Below are 22382 nucleotides of genomic sequence, written 5' to 3'. Positions count from 1 at the left end.
AAATATTATGATGAGAAAATATAAAGTTATTATCGGTTTGTTGCTATTCATTTCTATCCTAACTTCTTGTAACTCAAAAGAAAATGAAGTGTTTTCATATGGGAAAGTAAAAAATAATAAAGTAGATCATATTCATGGTTTAGGATATATAAATGGAGGAAGCGATTTTGTCATTGCTACACATTTTGGACTATATCGATATGGGAAAGATGGCTGGAAAGAAGCAAATAGCCAAAAACATGACTACATGGGCTTCCAGACAGTAAGAGAAGGATTTTTTTCAAGTGGTCATCCAGAACAAGGCTCTAAATATAAAAATCCTCTCGGCCTTATTAAAAGTATAGATAAAGGCGCAAGTTTCGAGCAATTAGCGTTTTATGGAGAGCTTGATTTTCATTACCTTGCAGCAGGTTATGATTCAAATACGATTTACGTATTAACTGAAAATCCTATTGAAGGGATGAAGAGGGGGTTACATTATTCTACTGATGAAGGAGCTTCATGGACAGAGGCTGCTATGAATGGATTTAATTCAAATAATATTTCTAACTTGTCTGCACATCCAACGCGTAAAGAATTAATTGCAATCGGTAGTAAGGATGGAATATTTGTTTCGGATGATTATGGACAAAGTTTTCAATCAATGAATGATACGAAAATGATTACGTATGTAACATTGAATGAAACAGCAGGTTATTATACAAATTTTAATGAAAATACGGTATACCTTAAGTCATTCTTGTATGACAGTAATGAAGAAATAAACATCCAACTTCCAATAGATCTGAAGATGGATCCAATCACCTTTATCGCAGTAAACCCTGAAAGTCAAAAAGAAATTGTTATCGTTACAAATAACAATAATATTTATATAACGAAAGATGAAGGACTTTCTTGGGATAAACTTGCTTCAAATGGAGAGTTAGCAAAATAAGAAAATGGAAGGTGTTTCATAGATGTACAGTTTGATGTCAAAGATAAGTCAAACAATAAGTGAACCAGTTACTGTTTTCTTGCACACCTTTGAACATAATCCAATTGTAGTTGCACTTCTTCTAGGTTTAATTGGGGCTGTTGCACCATGTCAGCTTACAGGAAATATGAGTGCAATTACTTTTTACGGAAATCGTACTATTCAAATGAAGAGTAACTGGGGAGAGATAGTTGCATTTATTGCAGGGAAGGTTGTTGTGTTTAGTTTAATTGGATTTTTGGCCTGGATATTTGGTCAATCATTCGAAACAAAGATGACAGAGTATTTTCCCATATTTCGTCAATTAGTTGGCCCTCTAATGATTATTACGGGACTTGTGCTTATAGGAGTTCTCAAACTTGGATTTCTTAACCGTCTAACAATGCGTATCCCATTGGTATTAAAAGAAGGAAAGTTCGGATCTTTTATGCTGGGGGCAAGTTTTTCCCTCGCCTTCTGTCCAACCATGTTTGTTCTCTTTTTTGTATGGCTTATGCCAACTGTGGTAACAACTTCTTATGGTTTTATATTACCTGCAGTTTTTGGTATTGCAACATCCATACCACTGATTCTTCTATTTATATTCCTATGGTTTTTGGATGTAAAGCGATTAATTATAAAAAGAAGTATGAAAGTGGGGAGAATTGTTCAACGCTCAGCGGGAGTTATTCTTATACTTATAGGGATTTTTGACACAATTACTTATTAGGGGATATAAATTTTGAATTTATTTTTACTAAAACTCCATTTTCTAATTTATTTTAGAATCCTTGCATACCATAAAGGGGTATAAAGTATAATCTAGAGAATAGAAAAAGCTTTGCAAATTCACAAAAAAGGGTGGATAGATGGGGTACTATCAATTGTTTATTTTAGCATCGATTACCGTGTTAACTTTGATAATCGTAATTTTAGCTAGAAAATCGAAAAAAATATTCAATCCCATGCAAGGAATGATCACCTCCATGTTTTTTGGTATGAATATTGGGTTGACTGCAGGAGTTCTCTTAGGCGTTACATTTCAAGGAAACCTATTTCTCTCCACAATTCTGTCGATGTCTATTGGAATGTTAGCAGGTTCATTGTGTGGGGGCTATTTTGGCATATTAGCTGTTTTAGAAGGTTTAATGGCTGGTTTGATGGGCGGTATGATGGGAGCGATGTTAGGAGAAATGATAAATCAGGAACAATCAATAAGTTTAATAAGAATATTCTTAATAATATCCATTACTACTATCTTTTTATTTTTCTTGTTACCACATCAGAAAAATCAAAAATCAAAAAATAAAAAATAAAATTTGGTTATTAAAGCCGGTAATATTAGCAACTAGTATTACTTTTTATTTTGTAGGAGGTGTTTCTTTTGCCGAAAAACAAATGCATTCCATATCTAAGACACCTTCACAAGACAATAACAATTATTCTAATAACGTGAAGAATAAGCTAGAAAATGTATCACAAGTTATTACAGTCCAAGCTGAAAATATGAAGTACTCACTAACAGAAATTGTTTTAGAGAAAAATCAATTAATCACTTTAGCTCTTGAAAATCAGGATATGATCGAGCATGATATTGAAATGAAAATCCCAACTCTTAATAGTGAAAACAAATCTAAGCATAATCATGGGACAGAAGAAAACTTGATACATCTTCATGCCAAACCTAACAGTACGGAGAAATTAACGTTTACCCCTATCGATTCAGGAGTTTATGAATTTAATTGCACAATTCCTGGACATAAGGAATCTGGAATGGTTGGTCAAGTTATTGTGAATTAGCGAATTTTAGGGAGAAAAATAAGCATGTTGTATATTTACATAAATAAAAAAACATATTCCTTTATATACCCTGGTAGGGTACGGTATGATGAAATCAAGAATAGGAGGTTGCATAGTTGGACAATGTAATGGAAGAAGGCACAATCACATCTGACATGTCTTGTAGAAAAAGTCATCATCCTGAACATGTAAAAAAAGATTTAACGAATCGATTAAACCGAATTGAAGGGCAGATTCGAGGTATAAAAGGGATGGTAGATAAAGACGTCTATTGTGACGATATTATCACGCAGCTTTCGGCTACCCAGTCAGCTTTGAACAGTGTGGCGAAAGTCCTTTTACAAGGACATTTAAAAGGTTGTGTAGTGGGCAGATTAGCAGAAGGTGACGATGAGGTTCTGGATGAATTATTAGTTACCATTCAAAAATTAATGAGAAAATAAGAGAAGAAAAAGGAGAAGTTAATAATATGGAAAACGTAACATTGAGTGTAAGTGGAATGTCATGTGGTCATTGTGTAAGTTCAGTTGAAGGTAGTGTAGGAAAATTAGATGGAGTCGAACAAGTGAAAGTGCATTTACAGTCGGGAAAAGTAGACGTATCCTTTGATGCGGATAAAGTAACAGTTGCAACAATTAAAGAAACCATCGATGACCAGGGTTATGATGTTGATTAAATAAGCAAGAGTGCTATTTAAGCACTCTCTTTCTTTATTCGAATTATACCCCCGGGTAGTATATAAAGGAGAGGTGAAAATGAAATGAGTAGCGAAATAAAAGAAACAAGTCTACAAATCACTGGAATGACTTGCGCCGCTTGTGCAACAAGAATTGAAAAAGGATTAAATCAAATGGATGGTGTGGAAGAAGCCAACGTCAACTTGGCTCTTGAAAAATCTTTAATTAAATACAATCCTGAAAAGCTGAGTGATAAAGACTTTGAAAAGAAAATTCAAGATCTTGGATACGGCGTTGTTAAGGTGAAAAAAGAGTTTACCATTACTGGAATGACGTGTGCTGCCTGTGCAACGAGAATAGAAAAAGGCCTCAACAAGTTGGTAGGAGTATCCTTAGCGAATGTCAACTTGGCACTTGAAAATGCAACAGTGGAATATAACCCTTCTCAAATTTCCGTTGCAGATATTATAGGACGGGTAGAGAAGTTAGGCTACCGGGCACATAATAAGGAGAACGAGAAGGACGCGGTAGATTACCGTGAGCAGGCAATACAGAAACAAAAAAGAAAATTTTTTATCTCGGCTATTTTGTCGCTCCCTTTGTTGTGGTCCATGGTCGGACATTTTTCGTTTACTTCGTTTATTTATATGCCGGAATTTCTAATGAATCCATGGGTACAACTGACACTGGCAACACCTGTCCAATTTATTATTGGGAAACAGTTTTATGTAAGTGCGTATAAAGCGTTGCGAAATAAAAGTGCCAATATGGATGTGCTCGTAGTAATGGGAACATCCGTTGCCTATTTTTATAGTGTGTATCAAGCCATTATAACTATTGGTGAGCATCATACAGCCCAACTGTACTTTGAAACGAGCTCCGTTCTGATTAGCCTCATTATATTAGGAAAACTTTTTGAAGCGAAAGCGAAAGGGCGCTCATCTGAAGCCATTAAGAAGCTTATGGGACTACAGGCAAAAACAGCATTAGTTATTCGAAATGAAACGGAAATAGAAATACCTCTCGAAGAAGTCGTGACGGGAGATATTATCTTAGTGAAGCCTGGTGAAAAGATTCCAGTTGATGGAGACGTGATGGAAGGAAATACTGCTGTTGACGAGTCAATGCTGACGGGTGAGAGTATCCCAGTAGATAAAACAATTGGCGATTCTTTGTTTGGTTCAACTATTAATAAAAATGGTTTTCTTAAAATGAAAGCAACGAAAATTGGAAGAGACACTGCTCTAGCCCAAATTATTAAAGTGGTAGAAGAAGCCCAGGGCTCTAAAGCACCTATTCAAAGACTTGCGGACAAAATCTCTGGTGTGTTTGTACCGATTGTAATTGGTATAGCTGTTATCACCTTTTTAGTGTGGATCATTTGGGTCAATCCAGGGGAGATTACCTCAGCACTAGAAGCCTTGATTGCTGTCCTTGTTATTGCTTGTCCTTGTGCACTTGGACTTGCGACTCCTACATCAATTATGGCTGGGTCTGGACGTGCAGCGGAGTTTGGAATTTTGTTTAAAGGCGGCGAACATCTTGAAACTACCCACCATATTGATACAGTCATTGTAGATAAAACAGGAACTGTGACAAACGGTAAGCCAGAATTGACAGACGTTATTGTAGAAGATGGAGTAGATGAAGCGGAATTTTTATCTTTAATAGGTGCCGCTGAAAAACAATCGGAGCATCCACTTGCAGAAGCAATTGTTCAAGGTATTCAAGAACGAGGTATACAACTCAATACCATTCAAGAATTTGAAGCAATACCAGGTTATGGGGTTAAAACAATCGTTGATCAAAAAGAAATATTGGTAGGAACTCGAAAGCTTATGAACCAGTATAATGTTGATATTTCCAATGTACTAACTGTGATGGAAGAATTAGAAGCTAATGGGAAAACGGCCATGTTGGCTAGTATTGAAGGCCATTATGCTGGGTTAATAGCAGTAGCAGACACAATTAAAGAAACTTCTAAAAAAGCGATTAAACGTTTACAAGAGATGAATATTGAAGTCATTATGATAACAGGTGATAACCGACGTACGGCTACAGCAATTGGCAAAGAGGTTGGAATTGACAGTGTGATTGCAGAAGTACTTCCAGAAGGAAAAGCGGAGGAAGTGAAAAAACTTCAGGCAGCTGGTAAGAAGGTGGCAATGGTTGGTGACGGAATTAATGATGCTCCTGCACTGGCAGTTGCGGATATCGGAATGGCGATTGGAACTGGAACAGACGTTGCGATGGAAGCTGCAGATATTACGTTAATTCGAGGTGATTTGAATAGTATTGCGGATGCAATTATTATGAGTCATAAAACAATGAGAAATATTAAGCAAAATCTATTCTGGGCCTTTGCTTATAACACTTTAGGGATTCCAATTGCTGCAATAGGTTTACTTGCACCATGGGTAGCGGGAGCAGCTATGGCATTTAGCTCTGTGTCGGTTGTATTAAATGCATTACGTCTACAAAGAGCAAAAATAGGGAAGTAAATTCTGAAAGAGGGCAAATTTCGGTGGATACTTTTTATTTATCTGAAGTATGTGTATCTATTTAACATATAAAATTATGCCGTATACTATGCAATAATGTGATGTGGTATCTTATATAAAAAAATGAAATATGACACAATAATCTGACCTCCATTGATGTTTTCATGTTCTATTAAAACTCTTTTATTTAGAAAATCTAATGTTTAATAGAAAATGCACCTTGAAGAAAAAATCTCAAGGTGCATTTTTGTAATCTTGTATCTAGATTCCTAATTGACAAAAGCCAAGTTTACTTAAGCTCCATTATCTGATGCAACAATGTTTTGGGAAGTTTGATCTTGTAAAACGATTGAAATTGCTTTTGCAAGAACAGAAATCGTACGATTAATTTCTTCTTGTGTATTATCAATTCCCCCAAGTTCAATTAAAACCATATTTTTAGCAAGATCTTGGTTATAGATACCATCCACATTGTCCCCTTTTTTCCCAATCACTCCACGTGATATTCCAGGAATCAATTCGTTCAAATGGGAGGAAATGTGCTGGGCATAGGATTTATTCAATACATAATTTGGATGATCTTCCCCTACTACAAAATAGATTTTACCAAAAGTCTCATTATTGTAAGTAAGCGTTGATTTCTCTCTGGTTGCAGAGTCCCTGTGTAAATCAATGATTAAATCATACTTATTTTCTTTAATTTGAGCTGCAAGAAAAGGACGTACGACATCATAAGCTTCAGAAAATTTACGATTTGTTCTCTTCATTTCATCCATTGTGTCGACAGCTAGAAATTCAGTTTCAATAGAGTTAAAGCTAAATTGATTTCTAATTATATCTTCAAATGCAGTGATGTTGGAGGTTGAATGGTATACCGCTGTTTGACCAACCTCATTTTTTACAATTGGCACAAATGCTTCGTGTGAGTGTGTAAAGAGCAACAAAGCTTTCTTCGGCTCAATTTGTTCTATACTATCAATGTTTTGATTTTCAGTCGCAGCATATGCGACGGCTTGTTTTTCTTCAGCTTTCTCGGGGATCCCTACTTTTTGAGGTTTACTAAAAGTCTCTACAATCATTGGTGATATAAATAATAGTAAAATTAATCCGACAATAATTCGTACTTGTTTTTGCATTTAAAACACCTCAATTAATAATACGTTGGGTGGGTAGGGAATAGAACTGAACTGCTTTAAGAAGGGAAAATACTTAAAATTAATAGTCGAAAAATTAAAAGGAGCGCAATGAAAAATAGTTGAAGTGTTAGTAATACTACGACTAGGTTTTTCTGTATATGTCCCTCCAATTTTGTATAAGCATATTAGATCCATAAATTTTTCATATTTAATTGTTACACTACATTTGTAATAAATAAATTTTAAGGAGAAGAAACAATGAAATTGAAAATATGGACAATTTCTTTATTGATAAGTATGGTCATTATCGGAGGCTGTAGTGCGAAAAACGCTGATACAGGTGGAAATATGGATCACTCAAATGTGACACATGATGGAATGGAAGATGATATGGAAATAGGTCATATGAGTCATAATAATCCTTTAGCATTAAACGATTCCACTGGAGAAAACGATCTAAAGATTCCACCAGTACTAGAACATGAGAATGACGAAGGACTTGTTTACTATTTAACAGCACAGAAAGGAAATACTGAAGTTTTTGATGGGTACCAAACAGAGACGTTTGGTTACAATGGTTCATTTTTAGGCCCGGTAATTCGAGTGAACCAAGGAGAAACAGTAAAGATTAGAACTACTAATGAGCTGTCGGAAGAAACAACATTTCATTGGCATGGATTAGAATTACCTGGAGAAGGAGATGGGGGACCTCATCAAACTTTAAAGCCTGGTGATTCAAAAATTGTAGAGTTTAAAGTTAACCAAGAAGCATCAACATTATGGTTTCATCCTCATCCTGAAGGGAAAACATCTGAACAAGTTTATAAAGGGCTAGCAGGATTAATCTATATTGAGGATGAAAACTCTAAAAACCTAGGCTTACCAAGTGATTATGGTATAAATGATATACCATTGATTATTCAAGATAAAAAATTTGATGATATGAAACAATTAAACTACCAAGAAGCAAAAAACGAAGACGGAACAATTGGAGATACATTATTAATAAATGGAACACTAAATCCGAAACTTACCGTGAATAAGGAAAAGGTACGACTACGTATTTTAAATGGTTCCAACGCACGCAACTACACTTTCAAATTGAATACAGGGGACTCGTTCGTACAAATAGCTACGGATGGTGGTTTTTTGAATAACCCTATAACATTAAATGAAATCATGTTAACTCCCGGTGAGCGTGCAGAAATCATCGTTGATTTTTCAAGATATGATTTTACAAGTGAAGTAGCATTAATTAATGAGGATGAAACAATTCTATTGCTATTTAATATCAACGACCGACTCAGCGATTCAAGCGATATATCAGAAAACTTGAATGACTTTACTGTAAGTGAAGAAGAAAGAAATTTGCCTGTATCTAAAAAACTTGAACTTGCAGGAATGGGGAATGGAGTGACGATCAATGGTAAAAAATTCGATATGGATAGAATTGATCTCACTCAAAAACATGGTGTCACAGAAATATGGGAAATTTACAATAAACCAGATATGATGGGTGGAATGATTCATCCGTTTCATATTCATGGGACACAGTATAAAATTATTTCAATCGATGGGGTAGAACCTCCAAAAAATGAACAAGGATGGAAAGATACTGTTGCTGTACAACCTGGAGAAAAAATAAAATTAGCTGTTAAATTTAATAACAAAGGCATCTATATGTTCCATTGTCACGTCCTTGAACATGAAGAAAACGGAATGATGGGACAAGTAAAGGTAGAGTAAGATATGTGTTATAACTTGAATCCAAGAAAGGTGATTAATTTGTTGAGAGAGATGATAAATAATTAAATAGATATATTTATTGGTTATGGTACTCAAACTTTTGAACATAAGAATAATTTTTTTGAACTGCACCCCAATTGTTAGATGGTGTCTAACAATTGGGGTGCAGTTCATAATATCTGGCTGACCTTATAATACGAACGGGTGCTTTAGTCAAGTAGAACAACATCTATTAAGACGTTTTTCCCTTTCCATTTAAAAGTACTTCTGATAATACTCTTTCCTTAACCTTCCACTTAAAATGAGCGTAAATCCTTGTAGTTTCAATTTCTCATGTCCCATAAGACTTTGTGTCACTTCAATAGGAGCTCCATTATTCAACAAATGAGTTGCGTAGCTGTGTCTAAGTTATCTTTTTATTGATTTCAGCACGCTTGGAGATTCACTTGATGATGTATCACATTTGAGCAACGCTCATTTTATGCGGCTGTCTTGCTGTTACAAAGATGGCGGGATCATTGTCATTACGGCTTTTCATATAGCGTTTAAGCCTTATGTCGCAACGTGAATTAAAATAAACTTCCCTTTCCTTATCGCCTTTTCCTCTAACGATCGCGGATTGATTGGACCAATTAATAGGGTTCTTTTCTAACGCAACTATTTCTCCAATTCGACAACCGCTAGAAAACATGAATTCGAAAATCGCTTTTTCCATTGGGGAATGAAAGGATTCACGAAGGTGTTCTATCTCCCTTTCGGTTAAATACTTGGGTATCCGCTTACCTACTTTGGGTTCTTTAATTTTGGAAGTTGGATTCTTACTCAGGTATCCTTCTTCATGAGACCAACGAAAAAATGATTTCATAAAACGGATACGATGTGCAAGACTGGCTGGTTTTAAATGCTTTCCGGATATAGCAAGATATTCCTTTAGTTGATTTGTATCCAGCAATTCCATCTCTACATCCTTAAAATAACCAATTAGTAGCAAAGACTGTAACTGGTAGGCCATCAACGTTTGCGAAGAAAAACCCTCTATTCGTTTATCAGCTTCAAACGAGGATCATGCTTTTGACAGTAACAATTCCATTCCCCCTAAAATAGTAAGATTATAAGGATTATTGCCAACTTAATAGAATAATAGACATAAGGAGCGTTTTTACTAACAGGGGAGTTTAGTTCGATGAGCTTTAAAATAAATACAAGAGATAGCCGAGTTCATTGAACGGGGTTATTTTTTTACTTATTTATTTCAACAATAGTCTTCATGAATAATGAATCTGAATTTTTGGGGAAACAGGTATAATAAAAAAACTGCCTTTAATTAAATTTTACTAAAGTTGGAGGTCTATTCAACTCCTTTTCCATTATATTTTTTCAAATTGTGCATCCTAAGTAGCGTCACCGTCGCCTAAAAGGTAGAAACAAAAAAGGGGGTTTTCCTCATGGATCAGGAAACACTGATGACACGGATCCGGAACGGCGAGGACGAAGCATTTGCTCAACTAGTCAACCCCTTGATTGAAAAGGGGTACAGGACCAGTTTCAGTATCCTCAGGTCGAAGGAACTGGCAGAAGAGGTTGTCCAAAATGCATTAATTGAAGTATATCGAAACATTATGAGTGGAAAGGATATAACTTATTTCAACACCTGGTTCTATAAATTGGTCACCCACCGCTCAATTGATGCATGGAGAAAGAAGACCCGCCTGAAGGAATCACCGCTTGAAATCGATGTGGTGACAGACAAACACGGCACGATGGAAAATGTGCTAAAAGAGGAAACCCAAAACGAGATTAAAAAGGGCATATCATCCCTCGATAACAGTGACTACCAGAACGTCCTCATCCTCTACTATTACCAAGAGCAAGTAATTCAAGAAATATCAGATTTGCTGGGACTGAAAAATTCGACGGTCAAATCCCATCTTCGCAGAGCAAGGAATGCTCTGAAAAAAAGGTTGATCGAAAATCAGTTTATAGGAGTGAATTCACAATGAAAATCGATGAATCGTTGAAGAAAGAAATCAAAGAAGAGATGGAAAAAATCCAGGCACCATCTTCCATGTACGAATTTGCTAAAAACATTAAGGAAGAGTCGGAAAAAAGACCAGATTTTGAAAAATCGACAGGAAGAAAAAGAGGTTGGTGGAAATCCCAATTTGTAGTTGCAGCGGTTATCAGTTTTGTCGTCCTAACGGGTTCTGCATTTCTGAATCCAACTATGGCAGAAGTAGTATCAAAAATCCCGTATCTAGGACAAGTATTCCATAAACCGATACATGAAGTAATTGCGGAGGAGTTGGAGAAAGAAGGGTATAAAACAGCAGGAATTGGCATGGGCATGTGGGGACAGAAGGCACGCTTTGACATACGGCTGAAGGGAACGGAAGAATACGTCAAGCAAGAAGAGGACAAAATTTTAACTATTTTGACGAAAATTTTGGAAAAAAGAGGGTATGACAACTTCGAGTTAATGGTTTCTGACACGAAAGAGGTATCTCCCGTGCTAAAGGAGATAGGAAAACAAAGGGAGGAACTAGGCGAAAAGTTGATGAAGGACTTGCAGGGAGCAGGCTATCCGATTATGAATGTTGACGCACGTAGACCTGTAGTCGAAGTGTACATCCCAATAGCCGATGAAGCTAAGAAAGTAGAAATCTACAAGGCCGCGATTGAACTTTTAAATGCAAATGATTCACCGAAACAGGTACAGATTATAACTCGGGACGTTTCGGAAGATGGACGTAAGAGTAAGTGGATCCCCGCCATGAGTTCAATTGAAGAAGAGTTTTTCCTAAAAAAAGAGTATCAGGTAGCTGACATTAGATATTCCTATAAGCTTGAAAAAGTGTCTATTACCATCATAACGAACATGAAATCATCGGATCCAGAGACTAAAGAGACGGTAAACAAGATCCGAAAAGAAATTACTGAGTTCCTAGATAGTGAAGAAATAAAAACAAAGATTGAGAATCAGAAATATGAGCTAATTGTCCAAGACAAGAACGGCAATGAATTACCGTTTTAAAGACCAAGCAAATTATTATTACACCATTGAGGTGTATCATACTTGTAGAAAAGAAATGCTAGCAAGGAAAGACATATTGAAAAAGTTTGTTTTTATTCTCATGCTATTCTCTTATTAATAGCTATAACTGGCTGTGACTCTAAGTAACTCAAGATATAACAGTATTAATATTAAAAATTCTTACTTCAACTAACGGTGTGCTTGTGCGGCCGAGCCTAGGTCGTATCATATAGCGGGTGGGATTCCCGTCGAGAAAGAACTAGCCATTCACTCGTAGCGAGTCTTGGAGGGCTACTGGTAACATTAGCCTTTAAGCGTAGACAGTTAGATGGCGGGCCGAAAGCCAATAGGTTGAAGGGATTGAGCTCCATAATGTTAGTAATTCGAGAGGGCTGATGCCTTAAGCACAGCAGAAAGCTACATTTTATCCATCGTTAAAGGCAAGAAGGATAAAACCTCTCTGGAGTCAGAGACCTTGGCACGTCAGACATTGATATGATACGGCAACTCGGGAGGCCCTACCGGTCTTTTCTTCTTATAGAAGAGTATGGTGTACAAGCGATAATAAGCAAGGAAGCCAAATGCCGTTGTAGGGAGTCGGATAGCAGCGTAGTACCAATGAAGTTGGGTAATGCCGATGGAGGAAAGGCTGCTACCAAGTGATCACCCTCACTAGGGACACATTTACTACACACAGCGGTAGAGTTAATAAATGTAAACTAAACTATTGAGGATAGCAGAATAAGCAAAATCTGATCGAAAGAGATTAGGTAAATCTTGTGAATGGTGACTTGGAGGAGCCGTGTGCGTAAATAGCGCAAGCACGGTTCTGTTATCCGGAAGTAGGGATAACAGAACTTATCCCGACTTCTGCATAATTCCGACTTTTATAAGTAAGCCATCAAAAACACAGGTTTTTTCTATGTTTTTGATGGCTTATAGCTTAAAAAGTCGGAATAATTATGTCTATAATAATCCATAAAGTCGCTTAATTAATTCTTCATCATTCTGCCATGATGTAACTTTCTGTTCCTGTGTCAATGGATTTAGACTGCTTGTTGCTTTTTCTATCGCTTCCCGTTTCATCTGTGTATCCGCATTTGCATAAATCTTAGTTGTTTCCAACTGTGCATGACCCAACCATTCCGACAAGAGTGCCAGTGGCATGCCGCCGCGGTAAAGATGCATTGATCTGGAATGACGAAACATATGTGGATGAAGACCTTCGGGTACTTTATTACATTGATCTCTCGCTGTTTTCCCATATCGTTTCATAAATTTCCCGACATTATCAGCTGACATTGCCTGTCTTTTCCCTTTTTGTATAACATAGAATAAAAATTCGTCTGTAACCTTTCCATCATGAAAAAGTCGAATGTAATTATTAAAGTGATCAATGGTTCTTTGCATGAGTGGTACGATTCTTATTTTGTTTCCTTTTCCTGATAATACTGCATGGGAATCCTTTGTAGATACACGAATGTCACTGATTTTCAAATTAAGTATTTCCTGATTTCTGCCGGCAGTGTCATACATCAATATCATGAAAAATAAATCTCGTATACCTTTTCTAGCAGATGTATCAGGTTGTGCTAGGATTGCCTTTAATGCATCTTCTTCAAAGAATTTCACCTGTTGTGTTTTCTCTGTCTTTTTGATTGGTATCATTTCAAATTCAATGGTATAGGCAATGATCGACATGTCCCTATTTCCGGCATATTTATAGAAGGAACGTATACTAGAAAGCCTGTGATTTCTGGTCGGAATACTGCATTTGCGAGTTTCTTCTAGCCAATCAAGATAGCCTTCCACGGTTTTCCTGGAGATTCTATCAAAAGAAACTTCCATCAACGGAAGGTTTTCCTCCTCTTTTAGGTATTCTAGGAGGAGATTCAATGACTCTCTGTAAGCCTTAATCGTATTCGCACTGCTTGCCTTTTGTTTTGGCAAATAGACTGTGAGGAAGTCCCGTACCATCTGGTAAAACTTTAAGCTTTCCGATTTTACCATGGTGATACCTCCGGTATCAGTGCCGAAAATGAATCCCAATCAATTGCATTGGAACGAGTCAGATTTGTAGGAAGGAGATGGATATAATAGGCGGTATCAGAAAATCTAGCATGCCCCATATATGTACTTAGGTATGGAAGCTTTGCATATAAGTCTACGCCTTCGTCTAGCCAATTCATCATTACAGCCGATGCGAATCTATGACGGAGATCGTACACGCGTACTCTTGTAGAACATTGTACAGGTTGGTTACGTTCCCATATCGAAAGAAATTGCTTGGTGAGCCATTCAGCCGAATACGGGATGCCGTCTGGATTTGGAAAGAAGTATTCGCTTTTAGGTGCGAATATCTTTAGCTTTTCATAATATTCTATGCAGAAATTTCTTATGTCATCTGACATTGGTACAATACGTTCTCTATGCGTCTTATTCTTACGAATAAAGAGGGTACCTCTATCCAGATCCACATCTAATTTCTTGATTTCACGTCCCTCATTCGGACGTAGACCGCAGAAATAAATCAGCCTTAATAGTGCAGGGACAATTAGATGACGATTTGGTGTGTTTTGGTTTCTCTTTAGGCGGTCAGCTTCAGTAAAAATAGTTATAAGTTCTTCATCTGTAAATATATAAGGCATAAATGAGGATCTTCCTCCTGAAAAGTCGGAAGGTATAACATAGCTCTGGATACCAATCGCATTTAGATACTTTCCAAATTCTCTTAAAGGGGATAGCCTTCTGCGAAATCCTGACTGACTTTCTGTAGGTCGCATTATTGCCCACGCATGGACAAGTTCCATGGTTAGTCTGTCTTCCTCAGGGAAATTTCCCCAGCAGAATCTGCTGAAATCACGAAGAAACCCCTCATACGTGCGTCTTTGGTAGCCTAGACTCACCTTATAATTCAAGCATTTCCTCAATATATGGGGTAAAAAGGCTTTCGATTTGATTTTTCATACTCGGACCTCCCCGATGGTGCCGAAGCTTAATGCACATTGCTTCAGACCATTAGTATCTAGGGAGATGTACTGCTTAGCAGCTTCTGGCGAATGGTGCCCAAGTACCTGTGAAACGGTCGTAATGGGAATTCCTTGAACGACCATTTCCGTACCAAGTGTCCGACGAAGTCCATGAAAGGTTTTTCCGTCACCAACAGTATGGCTGATGCCGGCACTTTTGAGGTATTTCCGAAATACGCAGGAAATAGCCACCCCGTCTTGAAACTTATGATAGGGTGCAAGACTTCTCAGGAAAATATAAGAAGATTCTGATTTTGGTCTTCCGTTAAGAATATAATCAATTATGGCATTACCAGTACGTTCTTCCAATGGAAGTGATAGCGGCTGTTTTGTTTTACCTTGTATCAGATAAATTTCATTGTTTATCCAGTCAACATCCGTCAGCTTTAGGTTTGTGATGTCACCAGCACGTAGTCCAGTGGAGATACCAAGTTGGATGATGGCATTATCCCTTTTTCCTGCCGGTGTTTCTGTATTAACCTGTTTCAGTATTAAGTTTAATTCTTCTGGTGAAAAACAGGGCAGAACTTTCTTGTCACGAGCTCTTGGTACGAAAAGGATTGGTTCAAAACGGATATCAAGCAGGCCTTCCTCACGAAGATACATATGAATTTTTCTTAGCACTGTTACTACATCATCCATGGTTTTTGGACGACTGGTAGATATATCAACAATGAAACTTCGAATAACTACAGGCGAGACTATTCCAATTGTGCTGTGTCCGTGTGTAGTCAAAAACAGGAAGTACCTTTCAGTGATGGATCTGTATATACCGATTCTACGGATATCCCCCAGACTAGAAAGAAATTCAGTTAAGATTTTTTTGTAATAGCTTGAAAGTAGGGATTCTTTTTTGATACTAAAAACTTTCCAAGCAAAACCGCCGGTTTTATATACCTCATTTATAATACCAAGACCTCTCAAACGCCAACATAGGGTTTTTCGTGAAATACTACCAAAATAAAATAGCTCTTGGTAATGACTCCTAAGTTCATCCATCAGTTCGGAACAATAGAATAGTTCTGATTTCTCACGATAAAAATTAGAGATTGGCTGAAATGCACGGTGATGATAGAAATGAATGTAACCGTCACGAAGCTGAAGTTCATTCAAGTTTTCATTAGCTAAATCAATTAATTCTTGGATTGTGACTTTATTCATTACATAATGCCTCCATTAACAATAGATTTGGTTGATAACCAATATTTATTATCGGTTGACTTATGTAAGAAAAATACAACTGTGAAATTTATTATTCCGACTTTTCCCCCTCCTTTTGGAGAAAAGAATTCGTTATTTCATGTATTTTAATTATAATCATCTAAAGAGTCGGAATAACCCAGAGGTCGGGATAAGTTCTGTGAGGAGGGAGGAACACAATCTACCGCAAGGTAGAGAGGTTCCTTTCTACTCGACTAATATAAATATTCTTTCCAAATACATACAATAGAACGTATATTCGTGTTACAATATTATTGAAAACACTATTGTAGGAGGATAAATATGAAATTAAAAAATATCAACATCGAAGAACAAATGAAATATTATAATGTGCTAGGTTTAAGTATTGCATTGCTTGAGAACGGTCAAATTATCGGAACAGAAAATTATGGTTTACTAGAAGTAGAAAGCGATAGAAAAGTAAATGAAAATTCGATTTTTAGTGCGTGTTCCATTAGCAAGTTCTTAACAGGAATGATTGCTATAAAACTAATAGAGGAAGGACTACTTGATTTAGATGAGGATATAAATACAAGACTTGTATCGTGGAAAGTACAAGAAAATGAATTCACTAAAAATAAAAGTGTTACATTGAGAAACTTACTTAGTCATCAATCTGGAATTAAGGACCCTAAAGGTAGCTTTTCTGAACTAAATTCAAAAATAGGGATTCCTTCGATGGTCGAATTATTAGAGGGGAAAACTACTTATTGTAAAACTCCTATTAAAGTACAGTGTGAACCAGAGAGTGAATTTCACTATTCAGATGCAGGTTTTTGTGTTGTTCAGCAACTAATTGAAGATGTTACTGAAAAGCCATTTTATCAAGCGGTGGATGAATTAATATTTAAGCCATTAGGAATGAAAAATAGCCATTTAAATACAACAACAATATTAGAGAAGGATAAAAAAGAATTATCTTGTGGTCATAATAAAAACGGTGAATTGGTAGATGGAAGGTATCCTATATATCCATACCCAGCGGCTTCTGGATTATGGACAACTTCTTTAGATTTAGCTCGATTAGTTCTTGAGCTATTGAATGCTCTAAAAGGAGAAAGTAAAATTGGCATTTCAAAAAGATTAGCAAATGAAATAATAACACCGCAAAAAGGCAAGAGTTGGGCTGGATTAGGAGTGTTTGTTGAAGGCTCTGAAAAAGAATTAGAAATTACATCACTCGGTTGGGGAGTAGGTTTTCAATGCATGATGGTTGCATTTTCACACATAGAAAAAGGGGCAGTTATTATGACGAATGCAGAATTAGGTGTTCATCAAATGGAAGGAATTATAGGCGAGATATATAAATCTCTTATGTCTTAAAAAGCTTTATTTTAAGGAGGGGAGAAAGATGCAAATAGCTTTAGCGAATCCAACTCATATAACTAAAGTTGTGACTTTTTTCAATGAAGATTTAGATAATAATAACAGTGCTGTTTATTCAGAAAAGTTTTTATGTCCTCTTGGAATAAAAGCGGCCATTAAAAGAAAGCTCAACTAAGAGGGAGGGGCAAGTTAAAATAATTGAACTTCTGCTACTCTTCTTTTTTTAGACTTAAGAAATTACTAATTACCTTGACATATTCATTTTTTGGATATTTCTTATATAAATCGCTTGATAATCGAATCGGGTCGCCAAAAAAGTATCGCTCATATTGGGTTTGTCTTGTTCCAAATGAACTCATTGTTAGATCCCAAGCTAAACGAAATATTTTTACACGTTCCTCTGCGGTCTTAGTAGCTCCTTGAAGATATAAATCTAAGTCATTTCTAATAGTGGATTGAAATGCATTTTCGGTTGGCAATGTAATCATTCCACTAGCTCCGATTAGCTGGATAATTTCAGTGAAACGAGGATATATTTTAGGGAAAATGTTACCAGCAACTTGAAGCGGGAAAATTTCTGGTCGCATATATCCCCATTCATCTAATTTTGCTTTATTTTCCGATTTTTCTAACAAGGCTTTCATTGTCTCTAGACCAATGATGATTTCTGACATCTTTTCTTGGACATGCTGATACTCGCTAATATTAATCGTTTCGATAATAAGCTGAGCAATACCTAAGACGAACTCTGTTTTTACAATTTGTCTAGTCAATACTTGGTGCTTAGTAAAGGGATGGAAAGAGCTTTGAATTGGGAATGGCTCAGCTACTTCCGCATTGTTGTAATAAAATACTCTATTCCAAGGTACTAAAACATTGTCAAAGACAACGATAGAATCCATTTCTTCGAACCGCGAGCTTAATGGATGATTAAAAGAAGATTGACCTCCGATGAATGTATCCCTACAAATAAACTTTATTCCTTTTGTGTTAGAAGGAATAGAAAAAGCAAAAGCTTCATCTTCATTAAATAGAAATTTCCCAACGCTAAATACTAATACTTCATCTGTTAAACCACCTTGCGTAGCAAGAAGACGAGCACCTTTAATAATGATTCCTTCTTCATTTTTATCAATAACTTTTGCGGCGATTGGTTCATCGGTATTTTCAAAGTAAATAAGAGAACGATTCACTTGTGGAGAAAAAAGGTATGTGTAAACGACAGGTCATTTTCCCGGGCCAATTCATAAAATGATTGTAGATTATTTGGAAAACATTTGTCCTTATTTTTTAAAAAGGATACTGAAGAAGTAAAGCTCATTAAAACTGTGTTCAAATAATCTGGGCTTCTTCCCGTGATACCCCCTGAATACCTTGCCCAATGTTCAGACATCTTTCTTCTTCTTATTAAGTCCTCTTTCGTTTTTGGTTGCAAATATGAAAGACCAATAAGTTCTCCTGAAACTGGGGAAATAAAAGTCATCTCATCTTTTATTTTTGGGTCATGTTGTAAATCATAAAGAGCCGCTTTTGACTGAATCAGTCCCTTAAAAGCAGGTTGTTCAGAGAGCAACCCCTCAATTTTTTCACCGTCGTACCAAATTTCATTATTTAACTCATTTAATCGGTTAATAAAATCTTTTCCATCAATAGCCCCCATGTTTCACTCCCCAATTTAAATCGATTTTTTTAAAAAAAATATTCGATTATAGCTGTTTGAATAAGTTAAGTTGTTCAATATTTTATTACAATTACTAAAATTAATCTATGTAAATAGAGCATTCTAATATTCCTTCTTTAACTAAATAGAAAGGTTGAATAAGAAAAAAGGCATTAATATGGTAATTAGCAGAAACAATAGTAAATGAGAATTATTGAAACCTTCTGGAGAATAAGCCGTATCATTTTAAAGAGGGAATTCTGAATGATTGATCTTAGGAATAGAACCTTATGTATTGTTATTTTAAGCATAATAATTATTATGTCAGGGTTTTTGATGACTGCTTGCTCTCTAACATAGGTGGAAGACCCGTATAGGACTGCATTTATAAAAGTTCTGGATCATCAGTTTAAAGGTCCTTATGAAAAGTTTATGGAGTTAATTTGGAACCCTAAATAAACGACTTATAATGAGAAGCGACTAGATGAAAACCTAAAATTGCAAATAAATAGAAAAAAATTAGGAATCGGGAGGAAAATAGTGAGGGAATTATTGATATTTATTATTTGTAGTTTTACGCTCGTAATAGCTTGTTCTGAGAAAGATGACTCTTTAGATGGGAATGAAAGTAAGTTTGAAGAAGATAATGCAAAATTTACTGAAAGATTAAATGAAAAAGAAAAAATGATAGAAAATTAAATCAAACTTTTGAGCAATTTAAATGGAGAGCCCAAAAGTCCTCCAGCATTCCTAGGAATAACTTTTAAAATGTATAACAATGAGTGGAAGATTATTAGTTTAGGATTTGACATATAGAAATGGAAAGTGCTCTTATTCAACTAATGTTGGCTCTAGTAGAAGATCATTGAGTTGCAATGCAGCTCTTTTAACTTTGTGAACTATAAGGGGGATATTTATGACCTACAAAATTGTATTTTTCGATGTTGATGGAACAATTACACATCACAGGGATGGAACCATTTCTAAAAGCACTAAAAAAGCTATAAGAGCATTAAAAAACAAAGGAATAAAGGTTGTTGCTGCAACGGGAAGACCTTTTTCCATGTGCAGGGAAATAGAGGAAATAGGAATTGATACTTTCATCACAGCAAATGGAGCCTATGTAAAGCATAATCAAAAAGTGATTCATAAAATTACGATGGATAAAGAGATCATTCAAGAAATGGTTGAATTTGCATACATGCAGAATAACGCGCTCTCCTTTTATACCGAGGAATTTAGCATGAATGGAGTACAAGATCCAAGTATTTTAAAAGCATTAAAGGAAACTTTGTCATTGAATGAGTATCCTATTATTAACTCTAAAATTAATGAAGAAGAAGTTTATTTAATGTGCTTATTCGCAAACGATGATACTGTTCAGAAATACATATATACATTTCCACATATTACATTTAAAAGATGGCATCCTTATGTGTTAAATGTACTGCAACATGACGTCTCTAAGTCAATAGCAATCCTTAAAGTATTAGACTACTTTGGAATTGATAAATCGGAAGCGGTAGCTTTTGGCGATGGAGAAAATGATATAGATATGTTGGAGTTAGTAGGACTTGGCATATCCATGGGAAATGGAAATGAAAAATTAAAAAACATAGCTGATCTCGTAACTAAAAAATCCGGTGACGACGGAATTGAATATGCATTAAAAAATTTGGGGTTTATTTAATCAAAACAAGGGACTAAAGCTGAATACTACACCATTTCTTAGTGAACTCAAGGGGCAATATAGTTGAACAAAATATTACACAAATCCAATATCAGAGGTAGGGAAAATTATGAGTATGGATAAAGATAGACTTTTTTTAGAAATGGCATTGGAAGAGGCAGAGCAAGCATTAAAGGAAAATACATACCCAGTAGGGGCGGTAATTGTTGATGAAAACTTTAACTTAATTTCTAAAGGTCGAAATAGGGTACATCCAGCAAAAGATGCAACTGCTCACGCAGAAATTGATGCTATAAGAAATGCGGGTAAAACAATATTTAATGCAAAAATAAAAAGAGAAAAATTCACAATATACACTTCATTAGAGCCTTGTCCTATGTGTACCGGTGGGATTTTATTTGCAAATATCAAAAGAGTTGTTTGGCTTCTAAATGACGACTTAGGATTTGGTGGTTATAGAAAAATAAAAGATTCTAAGGTCTTCGATGAAAGGTTTAATGTGGTAGAAATGATTGAACAACCATATGAAGATCTAAAAAATAGGCAAAAAGAGCTTATGAGTAAATGGGCAATTAATCCGAATAATGTTACAAACTTACGAAATGCAATAAAATAGCATTTACTTATTCGATGAACTGGACGGTGAGGGGGATTATATGTCTAACACAATTTTATTTATTATTATTGTCATTGCATTCTATGCAATTTCGATTTGGCAATATATAAATCCAACAAAGGCTATTCATTTATGGTTTCAACCGGCATACATAATGGAACCTAAAGTAAATGAGGCATTTGTAAGGCATTCCCTAATAATTAGAGGTATTTTCTTCACAGTGGTTTTTATCGTAATAATTGTTATGACATTAGATATGTAAATCCATAATGATGGGTTCAATTGGAGGCAAACTATGGAAAAGAACGAATTGTATGTTTATCATATTGTTACTAGGAAAAAAATGAGTCTAGGGCAGATTATTAACTTTGGCAAGAATCAAAAGAACACCTTATATACCTTCTTTTTTGAGAGGGAACAACTGAATTCTAAAGGTGAAGACTTCATTCAGATTTTCCAAGGTCATTATACAAATGAAGGCTTGAACTTGAATAATCAAGATGCCCAAGTAGCTTTAAATTATGTGGATCAAACAATCAGAGCTATTAGAGAAGTAATTGTAGAGATGGTTAGAATACAAGAATATCCTGAATATCCTTCAAGGTTGTCTTGCTTATACGCTGCGAAAAGCTATGAGGACACTTTGAAATGGAAAGTATTATTTGATTCTTACAATAGAAAGGTTTTGCAGATTGTTAAACTTCGAGTTATTGGAAATTCTTTTGAGGGAGATGGAAACCTTTTACCGAAGGAGGATGGGGTCCCTTTTTCCAAAAAAATTCAACAAGCTAGAGAATATTGGAAGGGTAACATAAAAAACGAGCTACCTGAGCTTTTGATTGACGGAATAATTGAAGTGGTAGAAATTATTGAAGATTTCTCGTAAATAAGTAAATTGGTATTGAAAAAGAGACTCAGAAAAAGACTTTTTAATAGGCCGAGCATTCAGAATGTTTATATTGAGTTAATGGGTAACAAGGTGTTAAAGTTGAATTTG

At 35.7% G+C, this 22382-nt stretch carries 23 protein-coding genes and 1 pseudogene; 17 read left to right on the top strand and 7 right to left on the bottom strand.

Features of this window, described 5'->3' with window-relative positions:
• Positions 1-7 precede the first annotated feature (7 nt).
• The 7 genes from ACEPXG_RS09875 (at position 8) to ACEPXG_RS09845 (ending at position 5930) form a co-directional block, all read left to right on the top strand.
• Positions 8-934 (top strand): F510_1955 family glycosylhydrolase, encoded by a 927-nt coding sequence (locus tag ACEPXG_RS09875; protein ID WP_391201558.1) that lies wholly within the window; start codon positions 8-10, stop codon positions 932-934.
• 22 nt (positions 935-956) lie between these two features.
• Positions 957-1682, top strand: coding sequence for a sulfite exporter TauE/SafE family protein (locus ACEPXG_RS09870; protein ID WP_391201555.1), 726 nt, complete (start codon positions 957-959; stop codon positions 1680-1682).
• A gap of 139 nt (positions 1683-1821) precedes the next feature.
• Positions 1822-2268, top strand: coding sequence for a hypothetical protein (locus tag ACEPXG_RS09865; RefSeq protein WP_391201552.1), 447 nt, complete (start codon positions 1822-1824; stop codon positions 2266-2268).
• 82 nt (positions 2269-2350) lie between these two features.
• Positions 2351-2752 (top strand): plastocyanin/azurin family copper-binding protein, encoded by a 402-nt coding sequence (locus ACEPXG_RS09860; protein ID WP_391201549.1) that lies wholly within the window; start codon positions 2351-2353, stop codon positions 2750-2752.
• A gap of 128 nt (positions 2753-2880) precedes the next feature.
• Positions 2881-3195 carry a metal-sensing transcriptional repressor gene (locus tag ACEPXG_RS09855; protein ID WP_391209867.1) on the top strand — a complete coding sequence of 105 codons (315 nt, stop codon included), beginning with the start codon at positions 2881-2883 and terminating at the stop codon, positions 3193-3195.
• A 26-nt stretch (positions 3196-3221) separates the two neighbouring features.
• Positions 3222-3428 carry a copper chaperone CopZ gene (gene copZ / locus ACEPXG_RS09850; protein ID WP_391201547.1) on the top strand — a complete coding sequence of 69 codons (207 nt, stop codon included), beginning with the start codon at positions 3222-3224 and terminating at the stop codon, positions 3426-3428.
• Positions 3429-3512: 84 nt separating this feature from the next.
• On the top strand, positions 3513-5930 hold the full coding sequence (locus ACEPXG_RS09845) for a heavy metal translocating P-type ATPase (RefSeq protein WP_391201544.1): 2418 nt from the start codon (positions 3513-3515) through the stop codon (positions 5928-5930).
• A gap of 293 nt (positions 5931-6223) precedes the next feature.
• Here ACEPXG_RS09845 and spoIIP read toward each other — a convergent pair whose 3' ends face one another.
• Entirely contained in the window at positions 6224-7066 is an 843-nt protein-coding gene (gene spoIIP, locus ACEPXG_RS09840) for a stage II sporulation protein P (protein WP_391201541.1), read from the bottom strand.
• 258 nt (positions 7067-7324) lie between these two features.
• Here spoIIP and ACEPXG_RS09835 point away from each other — a divergent pair, with 258 nt between their 5' ends.
• Positions 7325-8812 (top strand): multicopper oxidase family protein, encoded by a 1488-nt coding sequence (locus ACEPXG_RS09835; RefSeq protein WP_391201538.1) that lies wholly within the window; start codon positions 7325-7327, stop codon positions 8810-8812.
• A gap of 255 nt (positions 8813-9067) precedes the next feature.
• Here ACEPXG_RS09835 and ACEPXG_RS09830 read toward each other — a convergent pair whose 3' ends face one another.
• Both ACEPXG_RS09830 and ACEPXG_RS09825 read right to left on the bottom strand, forming a co-directional pair.
• A complete protein-coding gene (locus tag ACEPXG_RS09830; protein ID WP_391201535.1) occupies positions 9068-9193 on the bottom strand; it encodes a hypothetical protein in 126 nt (41 codons plus the stop codon).
• Between the two features lie 76 nt (positions 9194-9269).
• A complete protein-coding gene (locus ACEPXG_RS09825) occupies positions 9270-9770 on the bottom strand; it encodes a tyrosine-type recombinase/integrase (RefSeq protein WP_391201532.1) in 501 nt (166 codons plus the stop codon).
• A gap of 487 nt (positions 9771-10257) precedes the next feature.
• On the opposite strand from ACEPXG_RS09825, the gene ACEPXG_RS09820 reads away from it, so the two are divergent.
• Both ACEPXG_RS09820 and ACEPXG_RS09815 read left to right on the top strand, forming a co-directional pair.
• Positions 10258-10812, top strand: coding sequence for an RNA polymerase sigma factor (locus ACEPXG_RS09820; protein WP_391201528.1), 555 nt, complete (start codon positions 10258-10260; stop codon positions 10810-10812).
• On the top strand, positions 10809-11843 hold the full coding sequence (locus ACEPXG_RS09815) for a DUF4030 domain-containing protein (protein WP_391201525.1): 1035 nt from the start codon (positions 10809-10811) through the stop codon (positions 11841-11843). The genes ACEPXG_RS09820 and ACEPXG_RS09815 overlap by 4 nt, the downstream gene beginning before the upstream one ends.
• Positions 11844-12809: 966 nt before the next feature.
• On the opposite strand, the gene ACEPXG_RS09810 is transcribed toward ACEPXG_RS09815, so the two are convergent.
• From ACEPXG_RS09810 to ACEPXG_RS09800, 3 genes are all read right to left on the bottom strand, one after another.
• Positions 12810-13820 (bottom strand): tyrosine-type recombinase/integrase, encoded by a 1011-nt coding sequence (locus tag ACEPXG_RS09810; RefSeq protein WP_391209865.1) that lies wholly within the window; start codon positions 13818-13820, stop codon positions 12810-12812.
• A gap of 26 nt (positions 13821-13846) precedes the next feature.
• The gene (locus tag ACEPXG_RS09805; RefSeq protein ID WP_391201522.1) at positions 13847-14653 is read right to left on the bottom strand and encodes a tyrosine-type recombinase/integrase; all 807 of its coding nucleotides are present in this window, start codon (positions 14651-14653) and stop codon (positions 13847-13849) included.
• A 153-nt stretch (positions 14654-14806) separates the two neighbouring features.
• Entirely contained in the window at positions 14807-16033 is a 1227-nt protein-coding gene (locus tag ACEPXG_RS09800; protein ID WP_391201519.1) for a site-specific integrase, read from the bottom strand.
• 342 nt (positions 16034-16375) lie between these two features.
• On the opposite strand from ACEPXG_RS09800, the gene ACEPXG_RS09795 reads away from it, so the two are divergent.
• Together ACEPXG_RS09795 and ACEPXG_RS09790 are read left to right on the top strand one after the other, a co-directional pair.
• The gene (locus ACEPXG_RS09795; protein WP_391201516.1) at positions 16376-17416 is read left to right on the top strand and encodes a serine hydrolase domain-containing protein; all 1041 of its coding nucleotides are present in this window, start codon (positions 16376-16378) and stop codon (positions 17414-17416) included.
• A 28-nt stretch (positions 17417-17444) separates the two neighbouring features.
• Entirely contained in the window at positions 17445-17594 is a 150-nt protein-coding gene (locus ACEPXG_RS09790) for a hypothetical protein (protein WP_391201513.1), read from the top strand.
• A gap of 34 nt (positions 17595-17628) precedes the next feature.
• Here the strand turns inward: ACEPXG_RS09790 and hpaB are convergent.
• Positions 17629-19079 (bottom strand): annotated as a pseudogene (gene hpaB, locus ACEPXG_RS09785) (4-hydroxyphenylacetate 3-monooxygenase, oxygenase component).
• Positions 19080-19619: 540 nt separating this feature from the next.
• Here hpaB and ACEPXG_RS09780 point away from each other — a divergent pair.
• The 5 genes from ACEPXG_RS09780 to ACEPXG_RS09760 all read left to right on the top strand — a co-directional run bounded on the left by ACEPXG_RS09780 (position 19620) and on the right by ACEPXG_RS09760 (position 22271).
• Positions 19620-19778, top strand: coding sequence for a hypothetical protein (locus ACEPXG_RS09780; RefSeq protein ID WP_391201510.1), 159 nt, complete (start codon positions 19620-19622; stop codon positions 19776-19778).
• A gap of 217 nt (positions 19779-19995) precedes the next feature.
• A complete protein-coding gene (locus ACEPXG_RS09775; protein ID WP_391201507.1) occupies positions 19996-20769 on the top strand; it encodes a Cof-type HAD-IIB family hydrolase in 774 nt (257 codons plus the stop codon).
• A gap of 109 nt (positions 20770-20878) precedes the next feature.
• Positions 20879-21385 (top strand): nucleoside deaminase, encoded by a 507-nt coding sequence (locus tag ACEPXG_RS09770; RefSeq protein ID WP_391201504.1) that lies wholly within the window; start codon positions 20879-20881, stop codon positions 21383-21385.
• Positions 21386-21425: 40 nt separating this feature from the next.
• Positions 21426-21647 carry a hypothetical protein gene (locus ACEPXG_RS09765; protein ID WP_391201502.1) on the top strand — a complete coding sequence of 74 codons (222 nt, stop codon included), beginning with the start codon at positions 21426-21428 and terminating at the stop codon, positions 21645-21647.
• Positions 21648-21680: 33 nt separating this feature from the next.
• Entirely contained in the window at positions 21681-22271 is a 591-nt protein-coding gene (locus ACEPXG_RS09760) for a DUF2441 domain-containing protein (RefSeq protein ID WP_391201499.1), read from the top strand.
• Positions 22272-22382: the final 111 nt, after the last annotated feature.

Origin of the sequence: Psychrobacillus sp. L4, from assembly GCF_042944905.1 — a bacterium.
Lineage (GTDB): Bacteria > Bacillota > Bacilli > Bacillales_A > Planococcaceae > Psychrobacillus.
Note: the sequence above shows the minus strand (reverse complement) of the source record. Positions and strands in the feature narration are given on the sequence as shown.

What these genes read in the sequence shown, in the direction of transcription:
- ACEPXG_RS09865 (WP_391201552.1), top strand. Translation starts at nt 1,822, where the DNA reads ATGGGGTACTATCAATTGTTTATTTTAGCATCGATTACCGTGTTAACT.
- ACEPXG_RS09860 (WP_391201549.1), top strand. Translation starts at nt 2,351, where the DNA reads ATGCATTCCATATCTAAGACACCTTCACAAGACAATAACAATTATTCT.
- ACEPXG_RS09790 (WP_391201513.1), top strand. Translation starts at nt 17,445, where the DNA reads ATGCAAATAGCTTTAGCGAATCCAACTCATATAACTAAAGTTGTGACT.
- ACEPXG_RS09770 (WP_391201504.1), top strand. Translation starts at nt 20,879, where the DNA reads ATGAGTATGGATAAAGATAGACTTTTTTTAGAAATGGCATTGGAAGAG.
- ACEPXG_RS09855 (WP_391209867.1), top strand. Translation starts at nt 2,881, where the DNA reads ATGGAAGAAGGCACAATCACATCTGACATGTCTTGTAGAAAAAGTCAT.
- ACEPXG_RS09810 (WP_391209865.1), bottom strand. Translation starts at nt 13,820, where the DNA reads ATGGTACGGGACTTCCTCACAGTCTATTTGCCAAAACAAAAGGCAAGC.
- ACEPXG_RS09765 (WP_391201502.1), top strand. Translation starts at nt 21,426, where the DNA reads ATGTCTAACACAATTTTATTTATTATTATTGTCATTGCATTCTATGCA.
- ACEPXG_RS09875 (WP_391201558.1), top strand. Translation starts at nt 8, where the DNA reads ATGATGAGAAAATATAAAGTTATTATCGGTTTGTTGCTATTCATTTCT.
- ACEPXG_RS09800 (WP_391201519.1), bottom strand. Translation starts at nt 16,033, where the DNA reads ATGAATAAAGTCACAATCCAAGAATTAATTGATTTAGCTAATGAAAAC.
- ACEPXG_RS09870 (WP_391201555.1), top strand. Translation starts at nt 957, where the DNA reads ATGTACAGTTTGATGTCAAAGATAAGTCAAACAATAAGTGAACCAGTT.
- ACEPXG_RS09815 (WP_391201525.1), top strand. Translation starts at nt 10,809, where the DNA reads ATGAAAATCGATGAATCGTTGAAGAAAGAAATCAAAGAAGAGATGGAA.
- ACEPXG_RS09845 (WP_391201544.1), top strand. Translation starts at nt 3,513, where the DNA reads ATGAGTAGCGAAATAAAAGAAACAAGTCTACAAATCACTGGAATGACT.
- copZ (WP_391201547.1), top strand. Translation starts at nt 3,222, where the DNA reads ATGGAAAACGTAACATTGAGTGTAAGTGGAATGTCATGTGGTCATTGT.
- ACEPXG_RS09775 (WP_391201507.1), top strand. Translation starts at nt 19,996, where the DNA reads ATGACCTACAAAATTGTATTTTTCGATGTTGATGGAACAATTACACAT.
- ACEPXG_RS09805 (WP_391201522.1), bottom strand. Translation starts at nt 14,653, where the DNA reads ATGGAACTTGTCCATGCGTGGGCAATAATGCGACCTACAGAAAGTCAG.
- ACEPXG_RS09835 (WP_391201538.1), top strand. Translation starts at nt 7,325, where the DNA reads ATGAAATTGAAAATATGGACAATTTCTTTATTGATAAGTATGGTCATT.
- ACEPXG_RS09795 (WP_391201516.1), top strand. Translation starts at nt 16,376, where the DNA reads ATGAAATTAAAAAATATCAACATCGAAGAACAAATGAAATATTATAAT.
- ACEPXG_RS09760 (WP_391201499.1), top strand. Translation starts at nt 21,681, where the DNA reads ATGGAAAAGAACGAATTGTATGTTTATCATATTGTTACTAGGAAAAAA.
- ACEPXG_RS09820 (WP_391201528.1), top strand. Translation starts at nt 10,258, where the DNA reads ATGGATCAGGAAACACTGATGACACGGATCCGGAACGGCGAGGACGAA.
- ACEPXG_RS09825 (WP_391201532.1), bottom strand. Translation starts at nt 9,770, where the DNA reads ATGGAATTGCTGGATACAAATCAACTAAAGGAATATCTTGCTATATCC.
- spoIIP (WP_391201541.1), bottom strand. Translation starts at nt 7,066, where the DNA reads ATGCAAAAACAAGTACGAATTATTGTCGGATTAATTTTACTATTATTT.